General features: G+C 69.7%; 22 protein-coding genes and 2 tRNA genes. 18 read left to right on the top strand and 6 right to left on the bottom strand.

Annotation, left to right across the window (positions count from 1 at the left end; translation table 11 throughout):
• Window positions 1-63: 63 nt before the first annotated feature.
• From ACI2LY_RS17320 to ACI2LY_RS17310, 3 genes are all read left to right on the top strand, one after another.
• A tRNA-Ala gene (locus ACI2LY_RS17320) sits at window positions 64-136 on the top strand.
• A gap of 309 nt (window positions 137-445) precedes the next feature.
• Window positions 446-679, top strand: a complete 234-nt coding sequence (locus ACI2LY_RS17315; RefSeq protein ID WP_006136074.1) for a hypothetical protein — start codon at window positions 446-448, stop codon at window positions 677-679.
• Window positions 680-784: 105 nt separating this feature from the next.
• Window positions 785-857: transfer RNA gene (locus ACI2LY_RS17310), tRNA-Ala, on the top strand.
• Between the two features lie 105 nt (window positions 858-962).
• On the opposite strand, the gene ACI2LY_RS17305 is transcribed toward ACI2LY_RS17310, so the two are convergent.
• Window positions 963-2,573, bottom strand: a complete 1,611-nt coding sequence (locus ACI2LY_RS17305) for an NADH-ubiquinone oxidoreductase-F iron-sulfur binding region domain-containing protein (RefSeq protein ID WP_404707866.1) — start codon at window positions 2,571-2,573, stop codon at window positions 963-965.
• Complete coding sequence (locus ACI2LY_RS17300; RefSeq protein WP_404707865.1) at window positions 2,570-3,826, bottom strand: cytochrome b/b6 domain-containing protein; 1,257 nt, start codon at window positions 3,824-3,826, stop codon at window positions 2,570-2,572. Before ACI2LY_RS17300 ends, ACI2LY_RS17305 begins: the two co-directional genes overlap by 4 nt.
• 430 nt (window positions 3,827-4,256) lie before the next feature.
• Between ACI2LY_RS17300 and leuS the strand changes: the two genes are divergently transcribed.
• The 5 genes from leuS (at window position 4,257) to ACI2LY_RS17275 (ending at window position 12,608) form a co-directional block, all read left to right on the top strand.
• Window positions 4,257-7,154 (top strand): leucine--tRNA ligase, encoded by a 2,898-nt coding sequence (gene leuS / locus ACI2LY_RS17295; protein WP_404707864.1) that lies wholly within the window; start codon window positions 4,257-4,259, stop codon window positions 7,152-7,154.
• A 212-nt stretch (window positions 7,155-7,366) separates the two neighbouring features.
• Window positions 7,367-8,071: a hypothetical protein gene (locus ACI2LY_RS17290; RefSeq protein ID WP_404707863.1), complete on the top strand. Its 705-nt coding sequence runs from the start codon at window positions 7,367-7,369 to the stop codon at window positions 8,069-8,071.
• Between the two features lie 64 nt (window positions 8,072-8,135).
• Window positions 8,136-8,981, top strand: a complete 846-nt coding sequence (locus tag ACI2LY_RS17285) for a DegV family protein (protein ID WP_404707862.1) — start codon at window positions 8,136-8,138, stop codon at window positions 8,979-8,981.
• Window positions 8,982-9,372: 391 nt separating this feature from the next.
• The gene (locus tag ACI2LY_RS17280) at window positions 9,373-10,107 is read left to right on the top strand and encodes a helix-hairpin-helix domain-containing protein (protein ID WP_404707861.1); all 735 of its coding nucleotides are present in this window, start codon (window positions 9,373-9,375) and stop codon (window positions 10,105-10,107) included.
• Window positions 10,104-12,608, top strand: coding sequence for a ComEC/Rec2 family competence protein (locus tag ACI2LY_RS17275; protein WP_404707860.1), 2,505 nt, complete (start codon window positions 10,104-10,106; stop codon window positions 12,606-12,608). The genes ACI2LY_RS17280 and ACI2LY_RS17275 overlap by 4 nt, the downstream gene beginning before the upstream one ends.
• Here the strand turns inward: ACI2LY_RS17275 and ACI2LY_RS17270 are convergent.
• Window positions 12,595-12,885: a hypothetical protein gene (locus ACI2LY_RS17270; RefSeq protein WP_404707859.1), complete on the bottom strand. Its 291-nt coding sequence runs from the start codon at window positions 12,883-12,885 to the stop codon at window positions 12,595-12,597. The two genes, ACI2LY_RS17275 and ACI2LY_RS17270, sit on opposite strands and share 14 nt — an antisense overlap.
• Window positions 12,886-13,082: 197 nt before the next feature.
• On the opposite strand from ACI2LY_RS17270, the gene ACI2LY_RS17265 reads away from it, so the two are divergent.
• The gene (locus tag ACI2LY_RS17265; protein WP_404707858.1) at window positions 13,083-13,622 is read left to right on the top strand and encodes a GNAT family N-acetyltransferase; all 540 of its coding nucleotides are present in this window, start codon (window positions 13,083-13,085) and stop codon (window positions 13,620-13,622) included.
• Window positions 13,623-13,885: 263 nt separating this feature from the next.
• On the opposite strand, the gene ACI2LY_RS17260 is transcribed toward ACI2LY_RS17265, so the two are convergent.
• Entirely contained in the window at window positions 13,886-14,815 is a 930-nt protein-coding gene (locus ACI2LY_RS17260) for a hypothetical protein (RefSeq protein WP_404707857.1), read from the bottom strand.
• Between the two features lie 312 nt (window positions 14,816-15,127).
• Between ACI2LY_RS17260 and ACI2LY_RS17255 the strand changes: the two genes are divergently transcribed.
• The 4 genes from ACI2LY_RS17255 (at window position 15,128) to ACI2LY_RS17240 (ending at window position 17,029) form a co-directional block, all read left to right on the top strand.
• A complete protein-coding gene (locus ACI2LY_RS17255; protein ID WP_404707856.1) occupies window positions 15,128-15,352 on the top strand; it encodes a hypothetical protein in 225 nt (74 codons plus the stop codon).
• 49 nt (window positions 15,353-15,401) lie between these two features.
• Window positions 15,402-15,563 (top strand): hypothetical protein, encoded by a 162-nt coding sequence (locus tag ACI2LY_RS17250; RefSeq protein WP_404707855.1) that lies wholly within the window; start codon window positions 15,402-15,404, stop codon window positions 15,561-15,563.
• Between the two features lie 89 nt (window positions 15,564-15,652).
• On the top strand, window positions 15,653-16,528 hold the full coding sequence (locus ACI2LY_RS17245; RefSeq protein ID WP_404707854.1) for an abortive infection family protein: 876 nt from the start codon (window positions 15,653-15,655) through the stop codon (window positions 16,526-16,528).
• Window positions 16,529-16,594: 66 nt separating this feature from the next.
• A complete protein-coding gene (locus ACI2LY_RS17240; protein WP_404707853.1) occupies window positions 16,595-17,029 on the top strand; it encodes a trypco2 family protein in 435 nt (144 codons plus the stop codon).
• A 243-nt stretch (window positions 17,030-17,272) separates the two neighbouring features.
• Here the strand turns inward: ACI2LY_RS17240 and ACI2LY_RS17235 are convergent, their stop codons facing one another.
• Complete coding sequence (locus tag ACI2LY_RS17235) at window positions 17,273-17,470, bottom strand: hypothetical protein (protein ID WP_404707852.1); 198 nt, start codon at window positions 17,468-17,470, stop codon at window positions 17,273-17,275.
• A 91-nt stretch (window positions 17,471-17,561) separates the two neighbouring features.
• On the opposite strand from ACI2LY_RS17235, the gene ACI2LY_RS17230 reads away from it, so the two are divergent.
• The 4 genes from ACI2LY_RS17230 to holA all read left to right on the top strand — a co-directional run bounded on the left by ACI2LY_RS17230 (window position 17,562) and on the right by holA (window position 20,768).
• Window positions 17,562-18,272: an arylamine N-acetyltransferase gene (locus tag ACI2LY_RS17230; protein ID WP_404707851.1), complete on the top strand. Its 711-nt coding sequence runs from the start codon at window positions 17,562-17,564 to the stop codon at window positions 18,270-18,272.
• A 116-nt stretch (window positions 18,273-18,388) separates the two neighbouring features.
• Window positions 18,389-19,270 carry a YceI family protein gene (locus ACI2LY_RS17225; RefSeq protein WP_404707850.1) on the top strand — a complete coding sequence of 294 codons (882 nt, stop codon included), beginning with the start codon at window positions 18,389-18,391 and terminating at the stop codon, window positions 19,268-19,270.
• Between the two features lie 49 nt (window positions 19,271-19,319).
• On the top strand, window positions 19,320-19,565 hold the full coding sequence (locus tag ACI2LY_RS17220) for a hypothetical protein (protein WP_393913515.1): 246 nt from the start codon (window positions 19,320-19,322) through the stop codon (window positions 19,563-19,565).
• A gap of 210 nt (window positions 19,566-19,775) precedes the next feature.
• On the top strand, window positions 19,776-20,768 hold the full coding sequence (gene holA / locus ACI2LY_RS17215; RefSeq protein WP_404707849.1) for a DNA polymerase III subunit delta: 993 nt from the start codon (window positions 19,776-19,778) through the stop codon (window positions 20,766-20,768).
• Between the two features lie 181 nt (window positions 20,769-20,949).
• On the opposite strand, the gene rpsT is transcribed toward holA, so the two are convergent.
• Window positions 20,950-21,216 (bottom strand): 30S ribosomal protein S20, encoded by a 267-nt coding sequence (rpsT, locus tag ACI2LY_RS17210; protein WP_030814907.1) that lies wholly within the window; start codon window positions 21,214-21,216, stop codon window positions 20,950-20,952.
• A gap of 228 nt (window positions 21,217-21,444) precedes the next feature.
• Between rpsT and lepA the strand changes: the two genes are divergently transcribed.
• Window positions 21,445-23,322 carry a translation elongation factor 4 gene (gene lepA / locus ACI2LY_RS17205; protein ID WP_404707848.1) on the top strand — a complete coding sequence of 626 codons (1,878 nt, stop codon included), beginning with the start codon at window positions 21,445-21,447 and terminating at the stop codon, window positions 23,320-23,322.
• The last annotated feature ends 50 nt before the right edge of the window (window positions 23,323-23,372 follow it).

Here is a 23,372-nt window from a genome sequence, read left to right as displayed (position 1 = left end):
ACTTTCCGGCAGGTCACAGGCTAAAGTTCTTCTTGTTCGGCCCGCGGAGCGGGAAGAACGCGAGGGGCTATAGCTCAGTTGGTAGAGCGCCTGCATGGCATGCAGGAGGTCAGGAGTTCAATTCTCCTTAGCTCCACAGATCGACACTCGTACCGAGTGGTCACAGATCGGTGATGAAGATCCCGTCCCTTCGAGGGGCGGGATCTTCTGTTTCTCCCCGGCTTGAGTCGTTCACGTTCCAAGGTCGTATACCTCTGTGAACGGGGTCGGTGCGGGGGTGACCGTGTCCGGACCGGTACTGAGGCGTCGCTGACCGTGCAGGCCCGGCCGTGGCAGAATCAGACGGCCGGAAGGGGGCTCGGCCCGACGGGAGGGAGTGGCGATGCCTGCGAGCATCCTTGGAGGTTCCGCGCGGGTGGCCTGTGGCCATAGCTGGAGCTGAGCGATGGGTGCACACAGGCGGAAGTGCGACTGGTGCGGGAGCGGCACCCCGATCGTCCGCGACATGGAGCCGATCAACCCCGACTACCAGTACTGGTGCGAGGAATGCGCGCGGGCGCTGATCATAAAAGGCGACCCCATCGAGACGTACCGCGAGCTGGAGGGGGAGCCGATCTACGGACGGCTGCTGGAGGAGCACTGCACGCTCAAGCGGTTCTACTCCTTCGTCACCGCTTGACCTGCATCGCGGCATAACGGACATTGCGGAACCGATTTGGTGTTCCACCCCGGGGTCCGTGTAATGTTGGCATCGCCGCCGGGGAAACCGGGCGGAAAACAACAAGGGGCTATAGCTCAGTTGGTAGAGCGCCTGCATGGCATGCAGGAGGTCAGGAGTTCAATTCTCCTTAGCTCCACAGAGAACGAAGGCGGATCGTCGTAAAGACGGTCCGCCTTCGTCGTGTTGACGTCTTCCAGCCTTTGGCCGGGCGGGCCGTTCGCGGACGGCCCGCCCAGTCGCGTCAGCGGCCCAGTGCGCGCCTGCCCCGGCCCTGGGAGACCACCGGGAGGTTCCGCGCGGGCGCCTGGCCGCGGGTGTCCTCCTCGATCCGCAGGGCGAGCGCCGGGCAGCGGCGTACCGCGCGCAGCGCCTTCGCCTCGGCGTAGCGCGGCACCTGGGCCTGGGCGACCGTCGGGAAGCCGTCCGCGCCCAGCTCGAAGACCTCCGGGAGGATGTCCGCGCACAGGCCGTGGCCCCGGCACAGCGTCCAGTCGACGTAGATCTTCTGGCGGCTGCCGCCGGCCTCCTCCGGTGCCGCGCCGCCCGTGATCCCGGCGGGCAGCTGGCCGCCCTCGAACAGCGGGAGCACGCCCTCCACGGGGCGTCCGCAGCCGTTGCCGAGGACATGGGCGGCCAGGTCGTCCGTGAACGCCTTGATGGTCGACTCCAGGAACATCGCCGAGCCGTCCGGGTGCGAACAGGCCCCGCGTCGCTTCACGTTCTTGGCGACCTGCTTCAGCGCCTCCAGCGCGGCCGGGCCGCCGCCGTTGATGATGTCCTCCATGCCCCGCGCGGCGGCGGGCAGTCCGAGGTAGCACGGGCCGCACTGCCCGGCGCTCTCGTCGGCCAGCCACTGCGCCACCCGCAGCGACTCGCCCAGCGGGCACGTCTCCTGACTGATCGGCAGGATCGCGCCCGCGCCGAGCGCGCCGCCCACCGCGTCGAGCGAGTTGCGCGAGACGACCGCCTCGTTCACCGTCGCCGCGTCGATCCACTTGCCGTGGTAGCCGCCGGTCAGCACGCCCTGTGGGACCGGCGGGGCACCGGCCAGCTGGAGGATGTAGCGCAGCGGCACGCCGGTGGGGGCCTCGATCACCATCGGGCGGGCGACCGCGCCGGACACCGTGAGCATCACGGTGCCCGGCTCGTCGTACAGACCGGTGTTGCCGTAGCGCTCGGGGCCGATGCGGGCGGCGATGGCCAGCTGGGCGAAGGTCTCCGCGTTGGAGAGCAGGGTGGGGACGCCGCCGACGCCGCTCTGGGAGGCGCTGATCTTGCGGCCGGGCGGGATCGCCGGGCCGCCGTCCACCGAGCGGATCAGGGCCGCGGCGGCGCCCGTGACCATCCGCACCGGGTTGCGCTGCACCCAGGCGCGCAGCGCCGAGCGGCGGGAGTTGCTCAGGCCGCGCTCGGCGAGCGCCGCCTCCATGGAGCGCTGGGTGGACTCGCGGGTCACACCGATCACCAGGGTGCGCGCGCCCATCGCCTCGGCGCACAGCAGCGCGCCGTCCAGGATGAGGTGCGGGGCCCGGTTGATCAGCACCGTGTCCTTGCGGCAGGCCGGTTCGTCCTCGCTGCCGTTGACGACGACGACGGGCCGCACACCCTTTTTGATCGCCGATTCGGCGACCGAGCGGAGTTTCTTGTGGAAGGGGAAGCCCGCGCCGCCGCGGCCCTTCAGGTTGATGCTCTCGGAGAGCTGCGCGAGCTGCTCACCGCCGAGCGGCTCGAGCGGCCCGTGCACCTTCAGATGCATGGGCAGATCGAGCCGCTCCACAAGGTCGAAACCCGACGTGAGCTGGGGAAGTCCGACCACGCGGACTTCGGGGACGTCGGGCAGGGCCTCGTTCACCTATGGCCTCCGGAAGGCGTGTTCCAGGGCTCGCCCGAACCCGGCGCGTCATAGCCTGCGCCGGGGGTCGCTTCAGGGGCGGGACCGCTGTTGAACGTTTCGGAGGAGTTGTACGTCCCGTACCGGGCGTTCGTCTCACCGGTGTTGTACACATCACTTCCGCCGTATCCGGGGGTGCCCGGATTGCCATAGGCGGGGATGTTGTATCCGGTGTCCTGGAGCGGGTCGTAGGAGGACGGCGGGGCCTCGCGGACCGGGGGCGGGGACGGCACCGGCCAGCTGGGGCCGGGACCGGGGCCGGTGGGGTTCATCCGGGGCATCGCCTCGGTGGGCCGCATGTCCGCGGGGGTGTCCCGGCGTCCGCCCTGGGCGCCGAACTGCTGCTGCCCGGGCCCGTTCGCCGTGCGGTAGGCGGCGGCGAAGCCCGCCGTGGCGTCCGCGGCCGGGGACTGGTAGAGCGGGCCGGACGGGGTCTCGGGGGCGCGGCGGGGCTCGCGCCGGTTGTCGAAGCCCGGCTCGGACATCCGGCTGCGGCTCGCCTCCAGGCGGTCCAGGTCGAGGCGATCGCCGCCGCCGAGGAGCCCGATCAGCTGGTCGGCGAGCCGCTGCTTGACCGGGCGCGGCGCGGCGCGCAGGGCGAGGCCGGCCATCACGCCGATCAGCGCGAGGCCGTAGAGGATCACGAAGACCGGCTTGGCCTGACGGCCCGCGTAGAGGCCGTGCACCAGGGCCGCGCACCACGCCGGGTAGGCGAGCATGTGCATCGCGCGCCAGCGGGCGGCCACGGGGGCCGGGGCGGCGAAGTTGCTGCGCAGGGCGCCGGTGACGCCGACGAAGATCATCAGGAGCCCGGCCAGCGAGCCCAGTCCGATCAGGCCGCCGCTGGCGGTGAGGCCGCCGGAGAAGGGGATGAGGGCCGCGATCAGCGTGGTGTGGTCCAGCGCGATCTTGGCGGTGATGTGCAGCAGCAGGAACGCGATCGAGGCGACCGACATGGTCCGGTGGACCGCCTGGCCGATGATCCGCTGGCGCGTGTTCAGCAGGATGCGGTCCTGGGCGACCAGCCCCCAGATCACCGAGGAGCTGAGCGAGACGAGGGTGAGCACGCCTGCGCCGAAGTTCAGGAACTCCTGGAACTGGCTGCTTCCGACCAGCACGATCACGGGTATCAACAGCAGGAAGACAGCGGACGCCACCCCGTAGGCCGACCGGCCGGGCTTGGGGAGCGAGCTGTTACTACGACGAGGGTTCATGGGGGCAACTCCGAGCAGTTTCGGGAAGGCGGTCCCGCTGCCGAACTCTAGGTGGAGCCATACCGATCAGTACGAGGTTTGAGTTATTGCGTTGTTATCAACGGACGAATCACCTGCGGCGTCGTCCCTTAGTGACTGTTACGCGAAGTAATCCTTGACCCGGATTCAGATCTGGCGGCCGTACGGACATGTCTCACCTGCATACGCACGCGCGTCGCGGCTTGCTCAAGGGCTGCGGTACCCTGTGGCCATGCGTGCTGTACGCCTTCTGCTTAGCGAGCCGCGCTGATCAGTACCGACCGCCGGTCCCCACGGACGGTCGGCATCGGCGCGGCGTCCCCTCCTGTGTGAGGGGCTTTTTCGTTTCCGCGGGCAGATCTCCGTGGGCCGATTTCCGCGGGCAGAGACGATCGATGGAGCTTTGAGGATCATGAGCGAGACGAACCCCGCCGCCACCGCTGCCGCGTCGGCGGAGGCCGCGCCGCACCGCTACACGGCCGCCCTGGCCGCCGAGATCGAAGCACGCTGGCAGGACTTCTGGGACGTCGACGGCACCTACGACGCGCCCAACCCCACCGGGGACCTGGCGGACGACGCCACGCTGGCGGCGAAGCCCAAGAAGTTCATCATGGACATGTTCCCCTACCCCTCCGGCGCGGGCCTGCACGTCGGCCACCCGCTGGGGTACATCGCCACCGACGTCTACGCCCGCTTCCAGCGCATGACCGGGCACAACGTCCTGCACACCCTGGGCTTCGACGCCTTCGGCCTGCCCGCCGAGCAGTACGCGGTGCAGACCGGCACGCACCCCCGCGTGTCCACCGAGGCCAACATGGAGAACATGAAGGCCCAGCTGCGCAGGCTGGGCCTGGGCCACGACAAGCGCCGGTCGTTCGCCACGATCGACCCCGAGTACTACAAGTGGACCCAGTGGATCTTCGTCCAGATCTTCAACTCCTGGTACGACGACGAGGCCGGCAAGGCCCGCCCGATCTCCGAGCTGGTCGCCCTCTTCGAGTCCGGTGAGCGCCCCGTACCGGGCCACACGCGCGCGTGGAGCGAGCTGACCGCCGCCGAGCGCGCCGACGTCCTGGGCGAGTTCCGCCTGGCCTACGCCTCCGACGCACCGGTCAACTGGTGCCCCGGCCTGGGCACCGTGCTGGCCAACGAGGAGGTCACCTCCGACGGCCGCTCCGAGCGCGGCAACTACCCGGTCTTCAAGGCCAAGCTGCGCCAGTGGAACATGCGCATCACCGCCTACGCCGACCGCCTGCTGGACGACCTGGACGGGCTGGACTGGCCCGACGCCATCAAGCTGCAGCAGCGCAACTGGATCGGCCGCAGCGAGGGCGCCCGCGTCGACTTCCCCGTCGACGGCGAGCGCATCACCGTCTTCACCACCCGCCCCGACACCCTGTTCGGCGCCACCTACATGGTGCTGGCCCCGGAACACCCGCTGGTGGAGAAGTTCACCCCCGAGGCGTGGCCCGAGGGCACCCACGACGCGTGGACCGGCGGGCACGCCACCCCGGCCGAGGCCGTCGCCGCCTACCGCGCGCAAGCCGCCGCCAAGTCCGACGTGGAGCGCCAGGCCGAGGCCAAGGACAAGACCGGCGTCTTCACCGGCGTGTTCGCGGTCAACCCGGTCAACGGCGAGCAGGTCCCGGTCTTCATCGCCGACTACGTCCTGATGGGCTACGGCACCGGCGCGATCATGGCCGTCCCCGCCCACGACACGCGTGACTTCGCGTTCGCCCGCGCCTTCGAGCTGCCGATCCGCTGCGTGGTCGAGCCGACCGACGGCCGCGGCACCGACACCGGCACCTGGGACGACGCCTTCTCCTCCTACGAGGCCAAGCTGGTCAACTCCGCGGGCGAGTCCGTCACCCTGGACGGCCTGGCCGTCCCCGAGGCCAAGGCCCGCGTCACCGACTGGCTGGCCGAGAACGGCATCGGCGAGGGCACCGTCAACTTCCGCCTGCGCGACTGGCTGTTCAGCCGCCAGCGCTACTGGGGCGAGCCCTTCCCGATCGTCTACGACGAGGACGGCATCGCCCACGCGCTGCCCGAGTCGATGCTCCCGCTGGAGCTGCCCGAGGTCGAGGACTACAGCCCGCGCACCTTCGAGCCCGACGACGCCGACACCCAGCCCGAGACCCCGCTGTCGCGCAACGACGAGTGGGTCCACGTCACCCTGGACCTGGGCGACGGGCGCGGTCCGCGCAAGTACCGCCGCGAGACCAACACCATGCCCAACTGGGCCGGTTCCTGCTGGTACGAGTTCCGCTACCTGGACCCGCACAACGACCGCGAGATGGTCGACCCGCAGGTCGAGCAGTACTGGATGGGCCCCCGCGAGGGCATGCCGCACGGCGGTGTCGACCTGTACGTCGGCGGCGCCGAGCACGCCGTGCTGCACCTGCTGTACGCCCGCTTCTGGTCCAAGGTCCTCTTCGACCTGGGACACGTCTCGTCCGCCGAGCCGTTCCACAAGCTGTACAACCAGGGCATGATCCAGGCGTACGTCTACCGCGACAGCCGGGGCATCGCCGTCCCGGCCGCCGAGGTCGAGGAGCGCGACGGCGCCTTCTGGTACCAGGGCGAGCAGGTCTCCCGGCTGCTGGGCAAGATGGGCAAGTCCCTGAAGAACGCCGTCACCCCGGACGAGATCTCCGCCGAGTACGGCGCCGACACCCTGCGCCTGTACGAGATGGCGATGGGCCCGCTGGACGTCTCCCGCCCCTGGGACACCCGCGCGGTCGTCGGCCAGTTCCGGCTGCTGCAGCGGCTGTGGCGCAACATCGTCGACGAGACGACCGGCGAGGTCACCGTCACCGACGCCGAGCCCGGCGAGGACACGCTGCGCGCCCTCAACAAGGCGATCGACGGCGTCGGCCAGGACCTGGAGGGGCTGCGCTTCAACACGGCCATCGCCAAGGTCACCGAGCTGAACAACCACCTGACCAAGGCGTACGGCAGCGCCGGTGTGCTGCCCCGCACGGTCGCCGAGCCGCTGGTCCTGATGATCGCGCCGCTGGCCCCGCACATCGCCGAGGAACTGTGGCGCAAGCTGGGCCGCACCGACTCCGTCGTCCACCAGGACTTCCCGGTGGCGGACCCGCAGTACCTGGTCGACGACACCGTCACCTGCGTCGTACAGATCAAGGGCAAGGTCAAGGCCCGCCTGGAGGTGCCGCCGAGCATCTCCGACGAGGAGCTGGAGAAGGCCGCGCTGGGCGACGAGAAGGTCGTCGCCGCGCTGGGTGGCGCGCCGATCCGGAAGGTGATCGTGCGGGCGCCGAAGCTGGTGAACATCGTCAGCGGCTGAGGGGGTGTTCCTGGCTGAGCGGCCGGTGCTTCGGCTGCCGGGCCGGGTGCCGGGCCTCGTGTCGGGCCTCGTGTCGGGGTGATCCCCTACGGGCAGGTTCCGGGTTCCGATGGAACCCGGGGCCTGCCCGTTGCGTTTACCGTGGAGACGGTGGAGAACGAGGCGGCGCGGAGCGAGGCGGCTCGCGGCCGCGGTCTGAGGAGGAACGCGTCATGGAAGCAGTGATCACCGTGTTCGCCGTGCTCTTCGTGCTGCTCGTCGTCCTCGGCACCTACGCCACGGTGAAGGCGGTCGGCGCCGCCAAGCGCAGCGTGGACCGCACCATCGCCCAGGGCCGCCGCACGGTCGAGGACCACACCCTGCGCGCCAAGTCGCTCACCCGCCCCGGCCCCGCCGGGGAGATCGCCCAGCTCCGGCTCACCCTGCGCACCTCGATGCGCGCCACCCAGGACGCGCTGCACACGGGCCCGGCCGAGGACGCCTCGCTCAAGGAATCCCTCGGCCTCTTCGAGCGGCTCAGCGTGCACGGTCGCGAGCTGGACGTCGTCCTCAGGCACCTGGAGTCCGAGCCGGACCGCGCCACTCTCACCGCACGCCTGCCCGAGCTGCGCACCCGCACCGAGCGCATCACCGCCTCCGCCGACTCCCTGCGCTGGGCCGCCCGCGACCGCGCGAGCCGCTTCGCCGAGGACGACCTCGACGCCCTCAGCAGCCAGATCGACATCGAGGCGGGCGCCCTGCGCCACTGGACCACCACGCCGACCGCCCCCTGGCCCGAGGCCCCGGGTGCCGACGGAGGGGCGCCCCACCGCCAGACCTGGCCCGAGGTCCCCGAAGCCCAGCCCGCCATCACCCCGCCCACCGCCCGCCCGGCCTACCCCTGGCAGAAGAAGCCCCGCCCGGAGAGCACCGCCTGACCACCCACGCCCTCCTCCGGGGCCGGACTGCCGTGCGGGCGCTACGGCAGGTAACCTCCAGCTCATGTCCCGCCATGTCGCTATCGTCACCGATTCAACGGCCTACCTGCCGCCGGGGCTGATGGAGCGCCACGGCATCACCTCGGTGCCGCTGACCGTGGTCCTCGGCGACCAGGCGCTCGAAGAGGGCACCGAGATCTCCACCCGCTCCCTGGCCCAGGCCCTCCAGAAGCGGCGCGCGGTCACCACCTCCCGCCCCAGCCCGGAGGAGTTCGCCCGCACCTACCGCGAGGTCGCGGACACGGGTGCCGACGGCATCGTCTCCCTGCACCTGTCCGCCGAGCTGTCCGGCACCTACGACGCGGCGGTAATGGCCGCCCGCGAGGCACCGGTACCGGTCCGGGTCGTCGACACCGGCATGGTCGCCATGGCCCTCGGCTTCTGCGCCCTGTCCGCCGCCGAGGCCGCAGAGGGCGACGGCACGGTCGACGAGGCGGTGACCGCCGCCGAGAAACGCGCTGCGGGCACCTCCGCCCACTTCTACGTCGACACCCTCGACTACCTCCGCCGGGGCGGCCGCATCGGCACCGCCCAGGCCCTGTTGGGCTCCGCCCTCGCCGTCAAGCCCCTGCTCCGACTGGAGAACGGGCGCATCGAGCTGCTGGAGAAGGTGCGCACGGCGTCCAAGGCGATCGCCCGGCTGGAGGAGATCGTGGTGGAGCGGGCGGGGGGCGCGGAGGTGGACATCGCCGTCCATCATCTGTCCGCGCCTGAACGGGCCGGGGTGTTGGCGGATCGGTTGCGTGAACGGGTGCCTGGGCTGGCGGAGTTGCATGTCAGCGAGGTGGGGGCGGTGATCGGGGCGCACACTGGGCCTGGATTGTTGGGGGTTGTGGTTTCGCCTCGGTAAGGCACCCGCGAGGTGGCCTCTCACTCGTGTGAGTGGCGAAGTTATCCACAACGGGCTGTCTTTCCACGGAAATCGAGCAAGATCCACTTGCTGCGGCGGAGTGCCCGATCCTCGGGTCATGACACTTCGATCACTGACTCGTACGGCCACCCCGACCAGCGGTCCCGGCAGGGGACCTTCCTCCGACAGCCGCGTGCGGCATCGGCGTCCGCCTGAGCGGGGCCGGCGGACGCGGCATCGTGCGCCGGTGCCCGGGGAGGAGGTGCGGCGGCGGGCGGGGCGGTTGTTCGGCGAGGCTCCGGGGGAGTCGGGGAGTGGGCCGCCGGGGGGATTGGACGCGGGGGTTCGGGGGGCGCGGGTTCTCGGGGCGGGGGCCCGCGGTGGGGGAGCCTTGGGTGCGGGGGCCCTGGGTGGCGAGGGCCGACTTGTCGATTCCGGTCGGCGGGAGCGGGTGGTGCTCGCGCTGCGGGACCGGGTGCCGATGTGGGTGCAGGCGCGGTGCGGGGTCGAGCGGCGGGGGGTGCTGGCGCTCGGGGTGGTGCTGGTGCTGGCCGCCGTGCTCGCCGGTCAGCATTTCTGGGCGGGGCGTACGGAGAGCGTGAGCGCGCCTCAGGTGGTGCGTGAGGCTCCGGTGCGGGTGAAGGGGCCGGAAGCGCCGGGGGCTGGCGCCGGTTCCGTCGCTGTGACGGGGTCGCCGGGCGCGCAGATCGTGGTGGACGTCAGCGGCAAGGTGCGTGATCCGGGGATTCGGCGGCTGCCGTCGGGGTCGCGGGTGGCGGACGCGCTGAAGGCCGCTGGGGGAATGCGGCCGGGGGTGCGGGCCGAGGGGCTGAACCGGGCGCGCTTCCTGGTGGACGGGGAGCAGATCGTGGTGGGAGCGTCGGGAGCGCCGGGTGCTGTCGCGGGTCCCGCACCACCCGGGGCGGCTTCCTCGGCGCCGGTCTCGCTGGGCACGGCGACGGTCGAACAGCTCGACACACTGCCCGGCGTGGGCCCGGTGCTGGCCCAGCGCATCATCGACTACCGCACCCAGCACGGGGGTTTCCGCTCAGTGGACGAGCTGCGCCAGGTGGACGGCATCGGTGACCGGCGATTCTCGGACCTCCGGGCACGGGTGGGGCCGTGACGCCCGAGCACGACCCCGGCTGGAAGGGCGACTCCCACCCCCGGCAAGAGGGCCCGCTCGACCTACGGCTCGTACCACCCGCGCTCGCCGCGTGGGCGACGGCGGCGCTGGTGCTGGACGTTCCGCTGGAGTGGAGCCTCGGGGTCGCGGGTGCCTGCCTCGTCGCCGGGGTCGTGCTGCTCCGGGGCCGGGTTCGGCTGCGGCTCGGCTGGCACCGCACCCCGGTGGCGGCGGTACTGCTCTGTGTCGCCGCGTCCGCCGTCTCGGCGGGGCTGCACGGGGCGGACGTACGGCGCGGGCCGGTGCCGGAGGCGGCGCGGAGGTTCGGGACCGTGGAGGCCGAGGTGGAACTGACCGGCGACCCGTGGCTGAGCAAGCCCCGGGTGCGGGGGGATCGCGCGGCGCCGGTGGGGGTGTTGGTGAGGGGCGAGGTGCGGTGGGTGGGGGAGGAGGGGGTGGGGGGAGGGGAGGGGCCCCTCCTCACCCGGAGTCCCGTACTCCTCGTAGTGGACGCGGATGTACCGGCGCCCGGAACACACGCTGGCGGAGCCGAGGCACGTGCGGGCTGGCTCCGGCTGCTCCCCTCCACCCGACTCCGCCTGACCGGCAGGCTCGCACCTCCCACGACGGCCGGTGACCGTACCGCCGCCATCCTGCGCGTACGAAGCTGGCCGCCACCGCAGACCGTGTCCGGGCCGACCCCTCCGCAACGCCTGGCGGGACGGCTCCGAGCCGGGCTGCGCGAAGCGACCGAGGAACTCCCTTCGGACGCACGTGCGTTGCTGCCGGGCCTGGTCGTAGGCGACACCTCACGCATCACCCCCGACCTGGACGACGCCTTCAAGGCGACCGACCTCGCGCACACCCTGGCCGTCTCCGGCAGCAACCTCACCATCCTGCTGGCCCTGCTCATCGGCCCACCGGGAATGGCGGGCCTCGCCGAACGCCGAGGCATCGCACCCTTCCTCGGCCTGTCCCTGCGCACCACGGCCCTGCTCGCGGGAGCGCTGACCGTGGCGTTCGTGATCGTGTGCCGCCCCGATCCCAGCGTGCTGCGCGCGGCGGCGTGCGGTGCGGTCGCCCTGCTGGCCCTGGCGACCGGCCGCCGCAGATCCCTGCTCCCAGCGCTCGCCACGGCCGTACTCCTGCTCGTCCTGTACGACCCCTGGCTGAGCCGGAGTTACGGCTTCGTCCTCTCGGTACTGGCGACCGGCGCGCTGCTCCTCCTGGCGCCACGCTGGAGCGAGGCCCTGCGGAGGCGCGGCGTGCCCGCCCGGCTCGCGGAGGGGCTGGCGGCGGCAGCAGCGGCGCAGGCGGCGTGCGCGCCGGTCGTGGCAGTGCTGTCGGCCCGGGTGAGCCTGGTGGCGGTGCCGTGCAACCTGCTGGTCGAGCTGGCCGTGGCCCCCGCGACGGTACTGGGGTTCGCGGCGCTGGCGGCGGCACCGGCGTCGATGCCGTTGGCCAAGGCGCTGGCCTGGTGCGCGGGTTGGCCCGCCGGATGGATCGCCACCGTGGCCCGTACCGGCGCGGCCCAGCCCGGCGCGGGCGTGGACTGGCCGGGCAGTTGGCAGGGGGCGCTGCTGCTGGCCGCCGTCACCGCGGCCTTCGTCCTGGCCGGACGGCGCCTGATCCGGCACCCGTGGTGGTGCGGGGCGCTCGCCCTGCTCCTCCTGCTGGTGGTCGTACGCCCCGCCCCGCTGACCCGCGCGGTCACCGGCTGGCCCCCGCCCGACTGGCGCTACGCCGTCTGCGACGTGGGCCAGGGCGACGCCACCGTACTGTCCGCCGGACCCGGCGCCGCCGTCGTCGTGGACGCCGGACCCGACCCGGCACCGGTCGACCGCTGCCTGCGCGAACTGGGCATCACCCGCATCCCCCTGGTGGTCTTGACCCACTTCCACGCCGACCACGTAGGGGGACTCTCCGGAGTACTGAGGGGCCGCTCGGTGGCCGAGATCGAGACGACGGCGTTCACCGAACCCGCCGACCAGGCCGAGTCGGTACGCCGCGAGGCCGCCACCCACCACATCCCCCTCACCACAGCAGCGGCAGGCGAGGAACGCCGAGCGGGCCCCCTCACCTGGCGCGTCCTCTGGCCACAGGCCGATACACCGGTGCCCCCGGACGGCCCGAACGACGCCAGCATCACCCTCCTGGTCCACACCGCGGGCCTCCGCCTGCTCCTCCTCGGAGACCTCGAACCCCCCGCCCAGCGAGAGCTGCTGCACACACCGGAGGCGGCGAACCTGGCCCGAGTGGACGTACTGAAGGTTGCCCACCACGGCTCGGCCTACCAGGACCCCGCCCTCCTCCACCTCACCGCCCCCCGAGTAGCCCTCATCTCCTGCGGCACCGGCAACCCATACGGCCACCCGGCCCCTTCTACTGTGTCGGCCCTCCGCTCCACCGGAGCCACGGTCCTGCGCACCGACCGGGACGGAGCCCTGGCCCTGACCGGAACGGGCGGACCACACGGGGATCTGAAGGTCAGCCGGGACTGAATGCGGGCCCGTCCCGCCTCGGCGTGATCACGGTCAGCCCCTCGGGGTCCTCGGCGACCCAGTTCGGGCCGCCACCCGCACGGGGCCGAAGGATGTACGCCTGGTTCCTTCGGACGTCGGTCACGATGGCCCTCCTGCCGGTGGCGCCGTCGCGTACCTCGTCGCCCACCCAGGGCTTGCCGTCCTTCATCGCTCGTCCCCCCCCCGCAGTTCGCCCCCACACCTGCTTGCCCCACCGGTACAGCTCGGTGCCCCAGCGGTCCGTCAGCCTGTCCACGATCAGCAGGCCGCGCCCCCGCAGCGGGTCGCCGGTGAGCTCGGTCTGCTACGGCCTCTGGCGTCTTCGACCTGATGGCCGACTCACCGATCCCCGGGGCGAATGCGATTTCTCCTCGGCGACTACTACAGAGACCTGATCACTCTTGCGCCCCGCGCTGCTGTCACTCGAGAGTGGGGAGACCGCTACCGCACTGAATGGAGCCGAGCTTGAAAGCGCCAGAGCTGGTGATCCGCCACTTCACCCACGAGGACCTCCCGCAGGTCCGCCAGGCCCTCATCGACGTCCACCGTGATGCGTACGCGCACGACTTGGACGACGAGTTCAACCAGCGCTTTCCCTGGTTCGTGGACCACTGGGGCGGCAACCCCGACTTCGCCTGCGTGATCGCGTATGACGGGGACGTTCCGGTGGCTTTCGCCTACGGGGCTCCGGCGACGGCAGACCGCGAGTGGTGGCGCGAGCACTTGGAGGAAGTCCCGGACAAGCACCTCACGTTCTCGTACTCCGAGCTGGCCGTTCGTATGTCCCATCGCAAGACCGGGACGGCGGAGCGGGTGACGAGGGCTCTTTTGGACGGCAGGGACGAGGATCTGGCCGTCCTCCTGGTCGACGTTACCCACCCGCGCGTGCAATCCCTGTACGAAGGCTGGGGCTTCAAGAAGGTCGGCGAGCGCCAACCCTTCCCGGACTCGCCCGTATACGCCGTCATGTCGGCGGAGTTGCCCCTCAAGTAGTCCCAGCCGGTGGATGGCCTTCGTCTTCGAGCGCAGTTCGGGCTGCCTTGGCGAAGGCTTCCAGTGGTCGTTCGAGCTTCCCCTTGTGGTGGAATGGGTGGCCCCGGAGCGCGGCATGGACAAGCTGGTTCCTGAAGTCCCTTACCTCGTCCGCGAACGCACTCGAGGCCCTCACCACCGACTCCGGACCGACGACGGTGACATGCGCACGACGCTTCCGAGCACGCGATAGCCCTGGCCGGGTCCAGGGCTACGCAGTGGGATCAGCCGATGTGCGTTTCTTTGATATCAAAGCCGGGAGGATTTTTGTTCCATGAGAAGGGTGCCGAGGTGGGGGTCCCAGTCACTATGGCGCGGGTGCCGATAACTTCGACCTCTTCCGGACTTTCCAGCTTCAGCGCACACATGCTGCATTGAAGGCTTTGCGGAATCAGCTCACCAGTAGTCGGCGAGGACTTGATGAGGGCCATTCTCACCTGAGCCTGACCCTTGCAGGCGGGACAAGGAGTGGAACCGATCAGGGCCACCAAGTCGTCACCGGACTTGATCGAGATTGCTCCCAGCAGTCCTCCGAAGAGGGGTATCGTCTCTTGGAGAAGCTTCTTCATGGCCTCATCAGGCAGTCCTGCGAAACGGTCGTCAAAGCGGTGGCGGGCCTGCCGAATGCGAATCTCGACGTCCCGCTCGATCTCGTTGCGCCGTTTGTCCACAGCCATGTGGATCGTGCTCGCCCAGCGTTCCCAAAAGATTTCGATGGGTATGCCCATGTCCTTCAATAGCAGCGCGACATTCTCCGCAAGCGGTGCCAGTAGCGATTTCGCTTCGTCGCTACCGCCTGTGTGAGCAGTTCCGTTGCGGAGTTCGATGAGCTTGTCGAGTTGACTGCCAGGAGGAAGCAGTCCCATTGTCCGTAGCCGCTTGATGGCGTCCTTGGCGCCAACGGTGCGGACCTTCTCCCCTGCCATCTCCAGATGGCCACCGAAGTAGAGCATCAGGTCGTGGTTCCCGTTGCGCATGTCCAGGAGGTAGACCGGATTCTTCTTGACCAGGACGGCCTTGGCGAGTCGCTCGAAAGCGACGCCCCCGTGGAGGGCGAACTCGTCGTACTCGCGTCGCCCGTGGTCGTCCATGGCCCTGTGGGCGGCCTTCTTGGCGCCTTCGAGGAAGCTCTCGAACGAGAGTGAATCGTCCATGGGAGGACGGTAACTCCCCTTTACTGCAGGCGCGATCGGATTGAGGGCTCGGCCCCAGGCGACCCATCCCCCAGGAACGCCTGGGGATGGGAGCTAGGTCACCCCGACGGGTCCGGCTTCCGCTCCTATGAGGGGGTGAGCTGGGCCCGCATAGGCGGCGTTCTCAGCCTCCGGGGCGATCAGGTGACGCCGAGTGAGGTACAGCTCCGTGAAGGCGCGGGTTACCTCCGCCAGGCGCGCCACCTCCCCCGTACGTGCCAGGCGTGCCTGGACGAGCTGCCCGAGGGCGCCGCTGCCGAGTGGAGGGAGCTGGTGGAGCAGGGTGAGAAGATGGCCATGCACGCCCATCTGATCCAGAGGGTCAAGGAGGTCGGGCCCGTCCCGAGCACTCCGGAGACCTTGGTCGAGAAGGTCAGGGAGGTGCCCTTGTTGGACCCCCTTCACCGGCGGTCGGCTCAGGAATTGTTGGAGGCCGCGGTGGTCTCGAAGGGCGCCCTGGCCGAGCTGAAGAGGCGCTTGCTCGGGGTCTCGGGATGATCCTGGAGGGGTTCAATAGCCCTTCAGCAAGTAGTGACGAGGGGGAGCGATGAGGCAGATCAACGAGGTCATGGTGGAGTTCCTGTGGCCCCGGTTTCGGGAGGACGAGACGGCGGCTCGCGCGTTGAAGGCTGGCAAGAGCGACGACATGATCGGCTTGCGGGGCGAGCGGCACGTGGCCACAGCGGCCCCGACTGACTGTGCCGGGTGAAGATGGCTGAGGCGGGCGGTACAGACCGACTGAGGGCCTCTATCTGAAAAGGCCATGACGCTGTCAGGGTCTACTCGTATCTTCAGACCATGACCGCCTCTGCCCGCCGGGAGCTGGTGAGCCCAGCAACCCGTAATGCGTTCCGCTCTCTTGCCACGGATCTGACTATCCGGATCGTGGCCGAGCTGTGGGAGGACCATGGGTTCGCGCCCATCCCGCCCGAGGAGCTGAAGTACGACGATGCAGGTCAGCGACGGACCACCTTTATGCTCTATGCGGAGGGCGTCGACTGGGGCGATCCCGAGCATGTCCGCCGGGCTCTCCTCGTCTTCGAGGACTTCATTCGTGCGTACCGAGACCCTGGCCAGCAGGGCACTCCGAAGTGGCTGGAGGACATCGGTGTTCGACTGGAGCGAGACGGCTTCTTGCTTGACAAGAGCGGCCGGATCTCCTGGCGGCGAGCACCGGTCCGCATTTTGGATCGAGACCTGAGCACCCTCAGCGACGGTTCAGGGATCGCGGTCGAACTGGAGAGGATAAGGCGAGACCTGACCACCGATCCGCACGGGGCGATCGGGGCCGCCAAGCAGCTCATCGAGGCCACAGCGAAGACGGCTCTCCGGGAGCTGAACGTCGAGGTCGACAGGAATGCCCAGCTTCCCACGCTGGTGAACACGGTCCAGAAGGCGCTGAGGCTAGATGCCGGCTCGGCCCCCAACGGACCCGACGGCAGCAAGTCCGTGAAGAAAATCCTCTCCGGCTCGGTGAACATCGCCGTCGGTGTCGCCGAATTGCGCAACCAGGGATTCGGCAGCGGTCACGGGCAGGCCAGCGTGCCCTCTGGCCTGGGGATCCGCCATGCTCGCCTTACGGTCAACGCCGCAGTGACTTGGTGCGAGCTGATCCTGGACACCCTCGAAGACGCCGACGCGCCATGGCGGAAGGCAAACCCGTTGAGCGTTTGAGGTCTGGCCACGACGGGACCTCGCCAGCGTCACCCGATCACTCTCTCCGATGAAGTGGAGTCCGCTGTGCCTCGCACCAACCTTGCCGCCGCAATCCAGACCCTCTATACAGAGCTACACACAGCCATGACGACGATTCAAGTGAAGGACGGCCTGAACCTTCGGTACGACTCTGTCGAAGTTGAGCTGGCCATGGAGATGAGCGAGTCGGACGAGCTTGGCGGCGGAGCGAAGTTCTGGGTGGTGGAAGCGAGCGGGAAGAAGGCGAGCGAGGAGCGGGTGACGCACACTGTGCGCCTCAACCTGACACCGGTGGCCGCGCCGAGCAGTCATCTTCGCCTTGGACCCGACATGGTGGTATCGGCGGGGTGCGGGACAAACGACTACGACGGTGACGCGCTAGGGCGGATCGTGAGCGATGAGTCGATCCACTTTGCGGGGCATGGGGCCCCGCCCTTCACCGCCATCTCACCTCAGCTCGATCCGGATTCCACACGTTGAATGGCCGGGTCGCGGGGTGGATCAGGATCTCTCTGATCAGGCCCCGGCACCGACTGCTTCCGGGCGACGGAGTAGCTCTTCCAATTCTCCCGCAGTTCGACGGCGCTAACCTCGGAGAGGTTGGCCTTGGGCCGCATACTGGGCGATCTCTTTACGGGCCCCGGCCATCCGGCCGTTCAGTGGGTCGATGTTCCCCTCGGATTTCCCGACTGGACGGTCGCCATCCAGGAGTTCGTCCCTCAGCTACTTCTTCCAGCGTTCCCAGCGGGCCAGACTGGCCTCCAGCTCGGGGCGGAGGTCGTTCTCGTCCGCCTCGGTCGCCGCCTCGACCTCCTCCAGGCGTTTGAAGAGGAGCTTCTCCATCAGCGGCTCCAAGTCGATAATCTGGATGGTCCGGCCGTTCCAGCCCCTGCCGTCCTTCTTGCCCGTGTAGGTGGGCATGTCCTTGTTCCCGCGCTGACTCGTGCTCGTCCAGTGATGTTCCTTTCCCTCCTTCTTACAGGAACAGGGCTCGCCCACGACGTGCGGGACCTTGCAGGTGCGCCATCTGCGGACGGTGTCCTTCGAGAACCTGTCGATCCACCTCGGTGAGCCCGTCGTCCTGACGGAGGAAGCGCTGCTGGATAAGGTGGTCGCGGCCCGCCGGGGCGGCTCCTGCTACGAACTCAACGGTGCCTTCGGCCTGTTGCTGGCCGCCCTCAGCTACGAGGCCCAGCTCCTCGCGGGCCGGGTCCACGTCGGCGAGGGGCGGCTCGGTATTCCGTACGACCATCTCGCCCTTCTAGTACGGACGGTGGACGGCGGGGACCTGATCGCCGACGTGGGCTTCGGGGCGCACAGCCACGGTCCGCTGGAGTTCGGTGAGCGCGGGGATCAGGTGGACACGGGTGGGACGTTCCGGGTGGTAGACGTCGGGGACGGTGACCTGGACGTTCTCCGGGACGGCAAGCCGCAGTACCGGCTGGAGACGCGGCCCCGGACGCTCCCGGACTTCCGGGCGGGAGCCTGGTGGCACTCGACCTCGCCGGAGTCGCACTTCACCCGGTCGCTGGTGTGCTCGCGGATCACGGAGGACGGCGGGCGGATCACACTCAGCGGGCGGACGTTGACGACCACGGACGCGGAGGGGCGGAAGACGGTGCGTGAGCTGGGGACGGACGAGGAGGTGCTCGCGGTGTACGGGGATGAGTTCGGGATCGGGCTGAGCGCGGTACCCACCGTCCGGGGCGGCCAATTCGGGTGACTTCCGGCGCATGGGCCGTACTCCCGTGATGTGGGCCCGTTTTGCTCGAAAGCCGCATCGGTGATCGAATGACCCTTCGGCAACACAGGATGCAGAGACGCACAGGAGTGGCGTACATGTTCGGCCGGTGGCTGGAGAAACGAACGGACCGGGTCCACCGGGCGAGTCCACTGGCGGCGGTCCGCACCCCGGCCGACGCGGGGGTGCTGAGCTGCCGGGTGCTCGATCCGGTCAACCAGCCGGTCGCCTCGGCGGAGTTCAGCATCAGCGACAGCATGGGCCGCAAGGTCGTCACCGGCGGCACCGACCCCTACGGCTCCTTCATGGCGACCGTCCCGGCCGGTGAGTACCGGCTCGCGGTGTCCGCCGAGGGGTACACGCCCTACCGGGCCACGGCCATGGTCACGGAGAACTCTCTCGCCTCGCTCGGTGACGTGACCCTCCAGGTCGCGCCGCCCACCGAGCCCCCGATGCGCGGCGACTGGGACATCGACCCGGTCCACTCCTCCATCGTCTTCACCGCCCGGCACATCGGACTGGCCCGTATCCACGGGCGGTTCAACGCCTTCGCGGGCGCGGTACGGATCTCCGACCGGGTCGAGAACTCGGCGATGCACGTGGTGATCGACGCCTCCTCCATCGACACCGGGGTCCGGATGCGCGACGACCACCTGCGCTCGCCCGACTTCCTGGACGTGGGGCGGTATCCGACGCTGGAGTTCTACAGCGAGCGGTTCGTCCGGCGGAGCGGCAACCGCTGGGCCGTCACCGGCGGGCTCTCGCTGCACGGCGTGACCCGTACCGTCACCCTCGACACCGAGTACCTCGGCCTCGGCACCGGCATGGAGGGCGAGACCCGCGCCGCCTGCCGCGCCACCACCGAACTCCACCGCGACGACTACACGATCAACTGGCAGACCCTGCTGGCCCGTGGCATCGCGGCGATCGGCCCGAGCATCCGGGTCGACCTGGACGTGCAGATCGTCCCCAGGGTCTGAGCACCCGCCCGGCCGATCGGGCCGCCGCGCCGTGCCGGAGAATGGCCGCGTGAGCGATGTGAGACATGTCCTGGTGCTGCCCGACCGCGACTCCGCCGAAGAGGCCGCCGAAGCGCTTCGGGCACGGTTCGGCGTGGACGAGGAGCCTCGGCTCGTACGGGACGCGCTGGCCGGTGAGGACGATGCCGAGGACGCTCAGTGGCTGGTGCTTCTGCACGACGAGGCGGAGCGGCTGGACCCCGCCGAGCTGGACGCCTTCGCGGGTGAGTGGGAGGGCTGGCGGGAGGAGCCGTGAGCCCCGCCCCCTGTTTACGCACCCGCACCCGCACCCACGCCTCCGCACACCCCACGCCTCCGCACCCCGCACCTCAGCGCCCGCACCCCACGCCCGCGCCCCGCACCGCGCGCCCCTCACGCCCCTGACCCCCGTCTCAGGGTCCGCTCAGGGACCGCCCAGGGTGCACGCCCCGCTTGGTTGTCGGTGCCGCGTGGGATGCTGTGAGTGATGGCAAGAAAGACTGCGAATGACGACCCTCTCGCCCCGGTGACCCTTGCCGTGGGCCAGGAGGACCTCCTGCTCGACCGTGCCGTGCGGGAGGTGGTGGCCGCCGCGAGGGCCGCCGACGCCGACACGGACGTACGCGACCTCACCCCGGACCAGTTGCAGCCCGGCACCCTCGCCGAGCTGACCAGTCCCTCGCTCTTCGCCGAGCGCAAAGTCGTGGTCGTACGCAATGCACAGGATCTCTCTGCCGACACGGTCAAGGACGTCAAGGCGTACCTCGGGTCGCCCGCCGAGGAGATCACGCTCGTCCTGCTGCACGCGGGTGGTGCGAAGGGCAAGGGCCTGCTGGACGCGGCCAGGAAGGTGGGCGCCCGCGAGGTGGCCTGCCCGAAGATGACCAAGCCGGCCGACCGGCTGGCGTTCGTGAGAGGGGAGTTCCGGGAGTTCGGGCGGTCCGCGACGCCCGAGGCGTGCCAGACGCTGGTCGACGCGATCGGCAGCGACCTGCGCGAGCTGGCCGCGGCCGTGGCCCAGCTGGTGGCCGATGTCGAGGGCACGATCGACGAGGCCGTGGTCGGCCGGTACTACACCGGGCGGGCCGAGGCATCGAGCTTCACCGTCGCCGACCGGGCGGTGGAGGGGCGTACGGCGGAGGCGCTGGAGGCGCTGCGCTGGTCGCTGTCGACCGGGGTGGCACCGGTGCTGATCACCAGCGCGCTGGCCCAGGGCGTGCGGGCCATCGGCAAGCTGTCCTCGGCGCGGGGCGGGCGTCCGGCCGACCTCGCCCGTGAGCTGGGGATGCCGCCCTGGAAGATCGACCGGGTCCGGCAGCAGATGCGGGGCTGGACCCCGGAGGGGGTGTCCGTGGCGCTGCGCGCGGTCGCGGAGGCCGACGCGGGCGTGAAGGGCGGCGGCGACGACCCCGAGTACGCGCTGGAGAAGGCGGTCGTGACCATCGCCAGGGCGGCCCGCTCCCGGGGGCGGGCTCAGTAGAGGAGTATGCCGAAGGCCCCGGCGCCTTCCTGGGAAGGAAGGGCACCGGGGCCTCGGGACCAAGTTGCTGAAGCCACACCCGCGTGGCGAACGCAGGCCGCGTGTGGCTTCGGGGTGCCGGACGGGAGCGGAGAGAGAGGGCCCGCTCTGGGTCCTTCCGGCGGTCAGATCAGAAGGAGGTTCAGCCCTTGAGGTCCGCGACCTTGGCCGAGAGCGCCGACTTCTTGTTGGCGGCCTGGTTCTTGTGGATGACGCCCTTCGAGACGGCCTTGTCGAGCTGACGCGCGGCAGCGCGCTGGTACTCGGTGGCCTTCTCGACGTCACCCGCGGCAGCGGCCTCGCGGGCCTTGCGGATCGCGGTCTTCAGGGAGGACTTGACGGCCTTGTTGCGCAGCCGAGCCTTCTCGTTGGTCTTGATCCGCTTGATCTGGGACTTGATGTTCGCCACGAAAGGAGCCTTTACAGGTTCAGGCACGGGCCCGTGAAAGGTCCCGTACCGGTGATCCAGAAATTTTCAGTCGCGCCTCGCGCTGAGAGGGCATGAGGCACAGCGCTCTACAGTACCAGCGGCCCCGACGGCGGCCCAAAACGCTCCCTGGTCGCTCTCCGTGGGACCATGGAGTCTACGTATCGATCCGACCCGAGGCACAAGGCGCCTCAAGAGACAGGACCCTGCGTGCCCGCGATCCCTAACAATGTGCCCGAGCCGAGCCGTACCGCCCCGGCTCTGATCCGCAACTTCTGCATCATCGCGCACATCGACCACGGCAAGTCCACGCTCGCCGACCGGATGCTCCAGCTGACCGGCGTCGTCGAGCAGCGGCAGATGCGTGCTCAGTACCTCGACCGCATGGACATCGAGCGCGAGCGCGGCATCACGATCAAGTCCCAGGCGGTGCGTCTGCCCTGGGCCCCCACCGAGGGCCCCGACCAGGGCACGACGCACATCCTGAACATGATCGACACGCCGGGCCACGTGGACTTCACCTATGAGGTCTCGCGGTCGCTGGCCGCCTGCGAGGGGACCGTCCTCCTCGTCGACGCCGCGCAGGGCATCGAGGCGCAGACCCTCGCCAACCTGTACCTGGCGATGGAGAACGACCTCAAGATCATCCCGGTGCTGAACAAGATCGACCTGCCGGCCGCGCAGCCGGAGAAGTTCGCCGAGGAGCTGGCGAACCTGGTCGGCTGCGACCCGGACGACGTGCTGAAGGTCTCCGCGAAGACCGGCCTCGGCGTGGACGCGCTGCTGGACCGGGTCGTGAAGGAGATCCCGGCCCCGGTCGGCGACGCGGACGCCCCCGCCCGCGCGATGATCTTCGACTCGGTCTACGACTCGTACCGCGGTGTCGTGACGTACGTCCGTGTCATCGACGGCCAGCTCAACAAGCGCGAGCGCATCAGGATGATGTCGACCGGCGCGAGTCACGAGCTGCTGGAGATCGGTGTCAGCTCGCCCGAGATGCTCCCGGCGGACGGCCTGGGCGTGGGTGAGGTGGGCTACCTCATCACCGGTGTGAAGGACGTCCGGCAGTCCAAGGTCGGTGACACGATCACCTCCCTGCACAAGGGCGCGACCGAGGCGCTCGGCGGCTACAAGGACCCGAAGCCGATGGTCTTCTCGGGCCTGTATCCGCTGGACGGCTCCGACTACCCCGAGCTGCGCGAGGCGCTGGACAAGCTCCAGCTCAACGACGCCGCCCTGGTCTACGAGCCGGAGACCTCCGCCGCCCTCGGCTTCGGTTTCCGTGTCGGCTTCCTCGGCCTGCTGCACCTGGACGTGGTCCGGGAGCGGCTGGAGCGCGAGTTCGGCCTCGACCTCATCGCCACCGCGCCCAACGTGGTCTACCGCGTGGACATGGAGGACGGCACCGAGCACACGGTGACCAACCCGAGCGAGTTCCCCGAGGGCAAGATCGCGGAGGTGTACGAGCCGGTCGTGCGCGCCACGATCCTCGCGCCGTCCGAGTTCATCGGCTCGATCATGGAGCTGTGCCAGACCCGGCGCGGCACCCTGCTCGGCATGGACTACCTCTCCGAGGACCGGGTCGAGATCCGCTACACGCTGCCGCTCGCGGAGATCGTCTTCGACTTCTTCGACCAGCTGAAGTCCAAGACCCGCGGCTACGCCTCCCTGGACTACGAGCCCACCGGCGAGCAGGCGTCCAGCCTGGTCAAGGTCGACATCCTGCTGCACGGCGACAAGGTGGACGCCTTCTCGGCGGTCACCCACAAGGACCAGGCGTACGCCTACGGTGTCCGGCTCGTCGCCAAGCTGCGCGAGCTGATCCCGCGGCAGGCGTTCGAGGTGCCGATCCAGGCCGCCATCGGTTCGCGGGTCATCGCCCGCGAGACCATCCGCGCCATCCGCAAGGACGTCCTCGCCAAGTGCTACGGCGGTGACATCTCCCGTAAGCGGAAGCTGCTGGAGAAGCAGAAGGAGGGCAAGAAGCGGATGAAGATGGTGGGTTCCGTGGAGGTTCCCCAGGAGGCGTTCATCGCGGTGCTCTCCAGCGACGACAGCGGCGGAGGCTCGGGCAAGGGCAAGAAGTAGCCCGCCCCGGCGCCGAGTTGTCGGAGCGAAACGGGCAAAGTGGGGCCCGC

It is taken from the genome of Streptomyces sp. NPDC002176 (assembly GCF_044903645.1).
GTDB lineage: Bacteria > Actinomycetota > Actinomycetes > Streptomycetales > Streptomycetaceae > Streptomyces.
Note: the sequence above shows the minus strand (reverse complement) of the source record. Positions and strands in the feature narration are given on the sequence as shown.

Excerpts from the sequence above, each read along its gene's own strand:
- ACI2LY_RS17315 (WP_006136074.1), top strand. The coding sequence starts at position 446 with ATGGGTGCACACAGGCGGAAGTGCGACTGGTGCGGGAGCGGCACCCCG.
- ACI2LY_RS17300 (WP_404707865.1), bottom strand. The coding sequence starts at position 3,826 with ATGAACCCTCGTCGTAGTAACAGCTCGCTCCCCAAGCCCGGCCGGTCG.
- leuS (WP_404707864.1), top strand. The coding sequence starts at position 4,257 with ATGAGCGAGACGAACCCCGCCGCCACCGCTGCCGCGTCGGCGGAGGCC.
- ACI2LY_RS17290 (WP_404707863.1), top strand. The coding sequence starts at position 7,367 with ATGGAAGCAGTGATCACCGTGTTCGCCGTGCTCTTCGTGCTGCTCGTC.
- ACI2LY_RS17285 (WP_404707862.1), top strand. The coding sequence starts at position 8,136 with ATGTCCCGCCATGTCGCTATCGTCACCGATTCAACGGCCTACCTGCCG.
- ACI2LY_RS17265 (WP_404707858.1), top strand. The coding sequence starts at position 13,083 with ATGGAGCCGAGCTTGAAAGCGCCAGAGCTGGTGATCCGCCACTTCACC.
- ACI2LY_RS17260 (WP_404707857.1), bottom strand. The coding sequence starts at position 14,815 with ATGGACGATTCACTCTCGTTCGAGAGCTTCCTCGAAGGCGCCAAGAAG.
- ACI2LY_RS17250 (WP_404707855.1), top strand. The coding sequence starts at position 15,402 with ATGAGGCAGATCAACGAGGTCATGGTGGAGTTCCTGTGGCCCCGGTTT.
- ACI2LY_RS17245 (WP_404707854.1), top strand. The coding sequence starts at position 15,653 with ATGACCGCCTCTGCCCGCCGGGAGCTGGTGAGCCCAGCAACCCGTAAT.
- ACI2LY_RS17235 (WP_404707852.1), bottom strand. The coding sequence starts at position 17,470 with ATGCCCACCTACACGGGCAAGAAGGACGGCAGGGGCTGGAACGGCCGG.
- ACI2LY_RS17225 (WP_404707850.1), top strand. The coding sequence starts at position 18,389 with ATGTTCGGCCGGTGGCTGGAGAAACGAACGGACCGGGTCCACCGGGCG.
- holA (WP_404707849.1), top strand. The coding sequence starts at position 19,776 with ATGGCAAGAAAGACTGCGAATGACGACCCTCTCGCCCCGGTGACCCTT.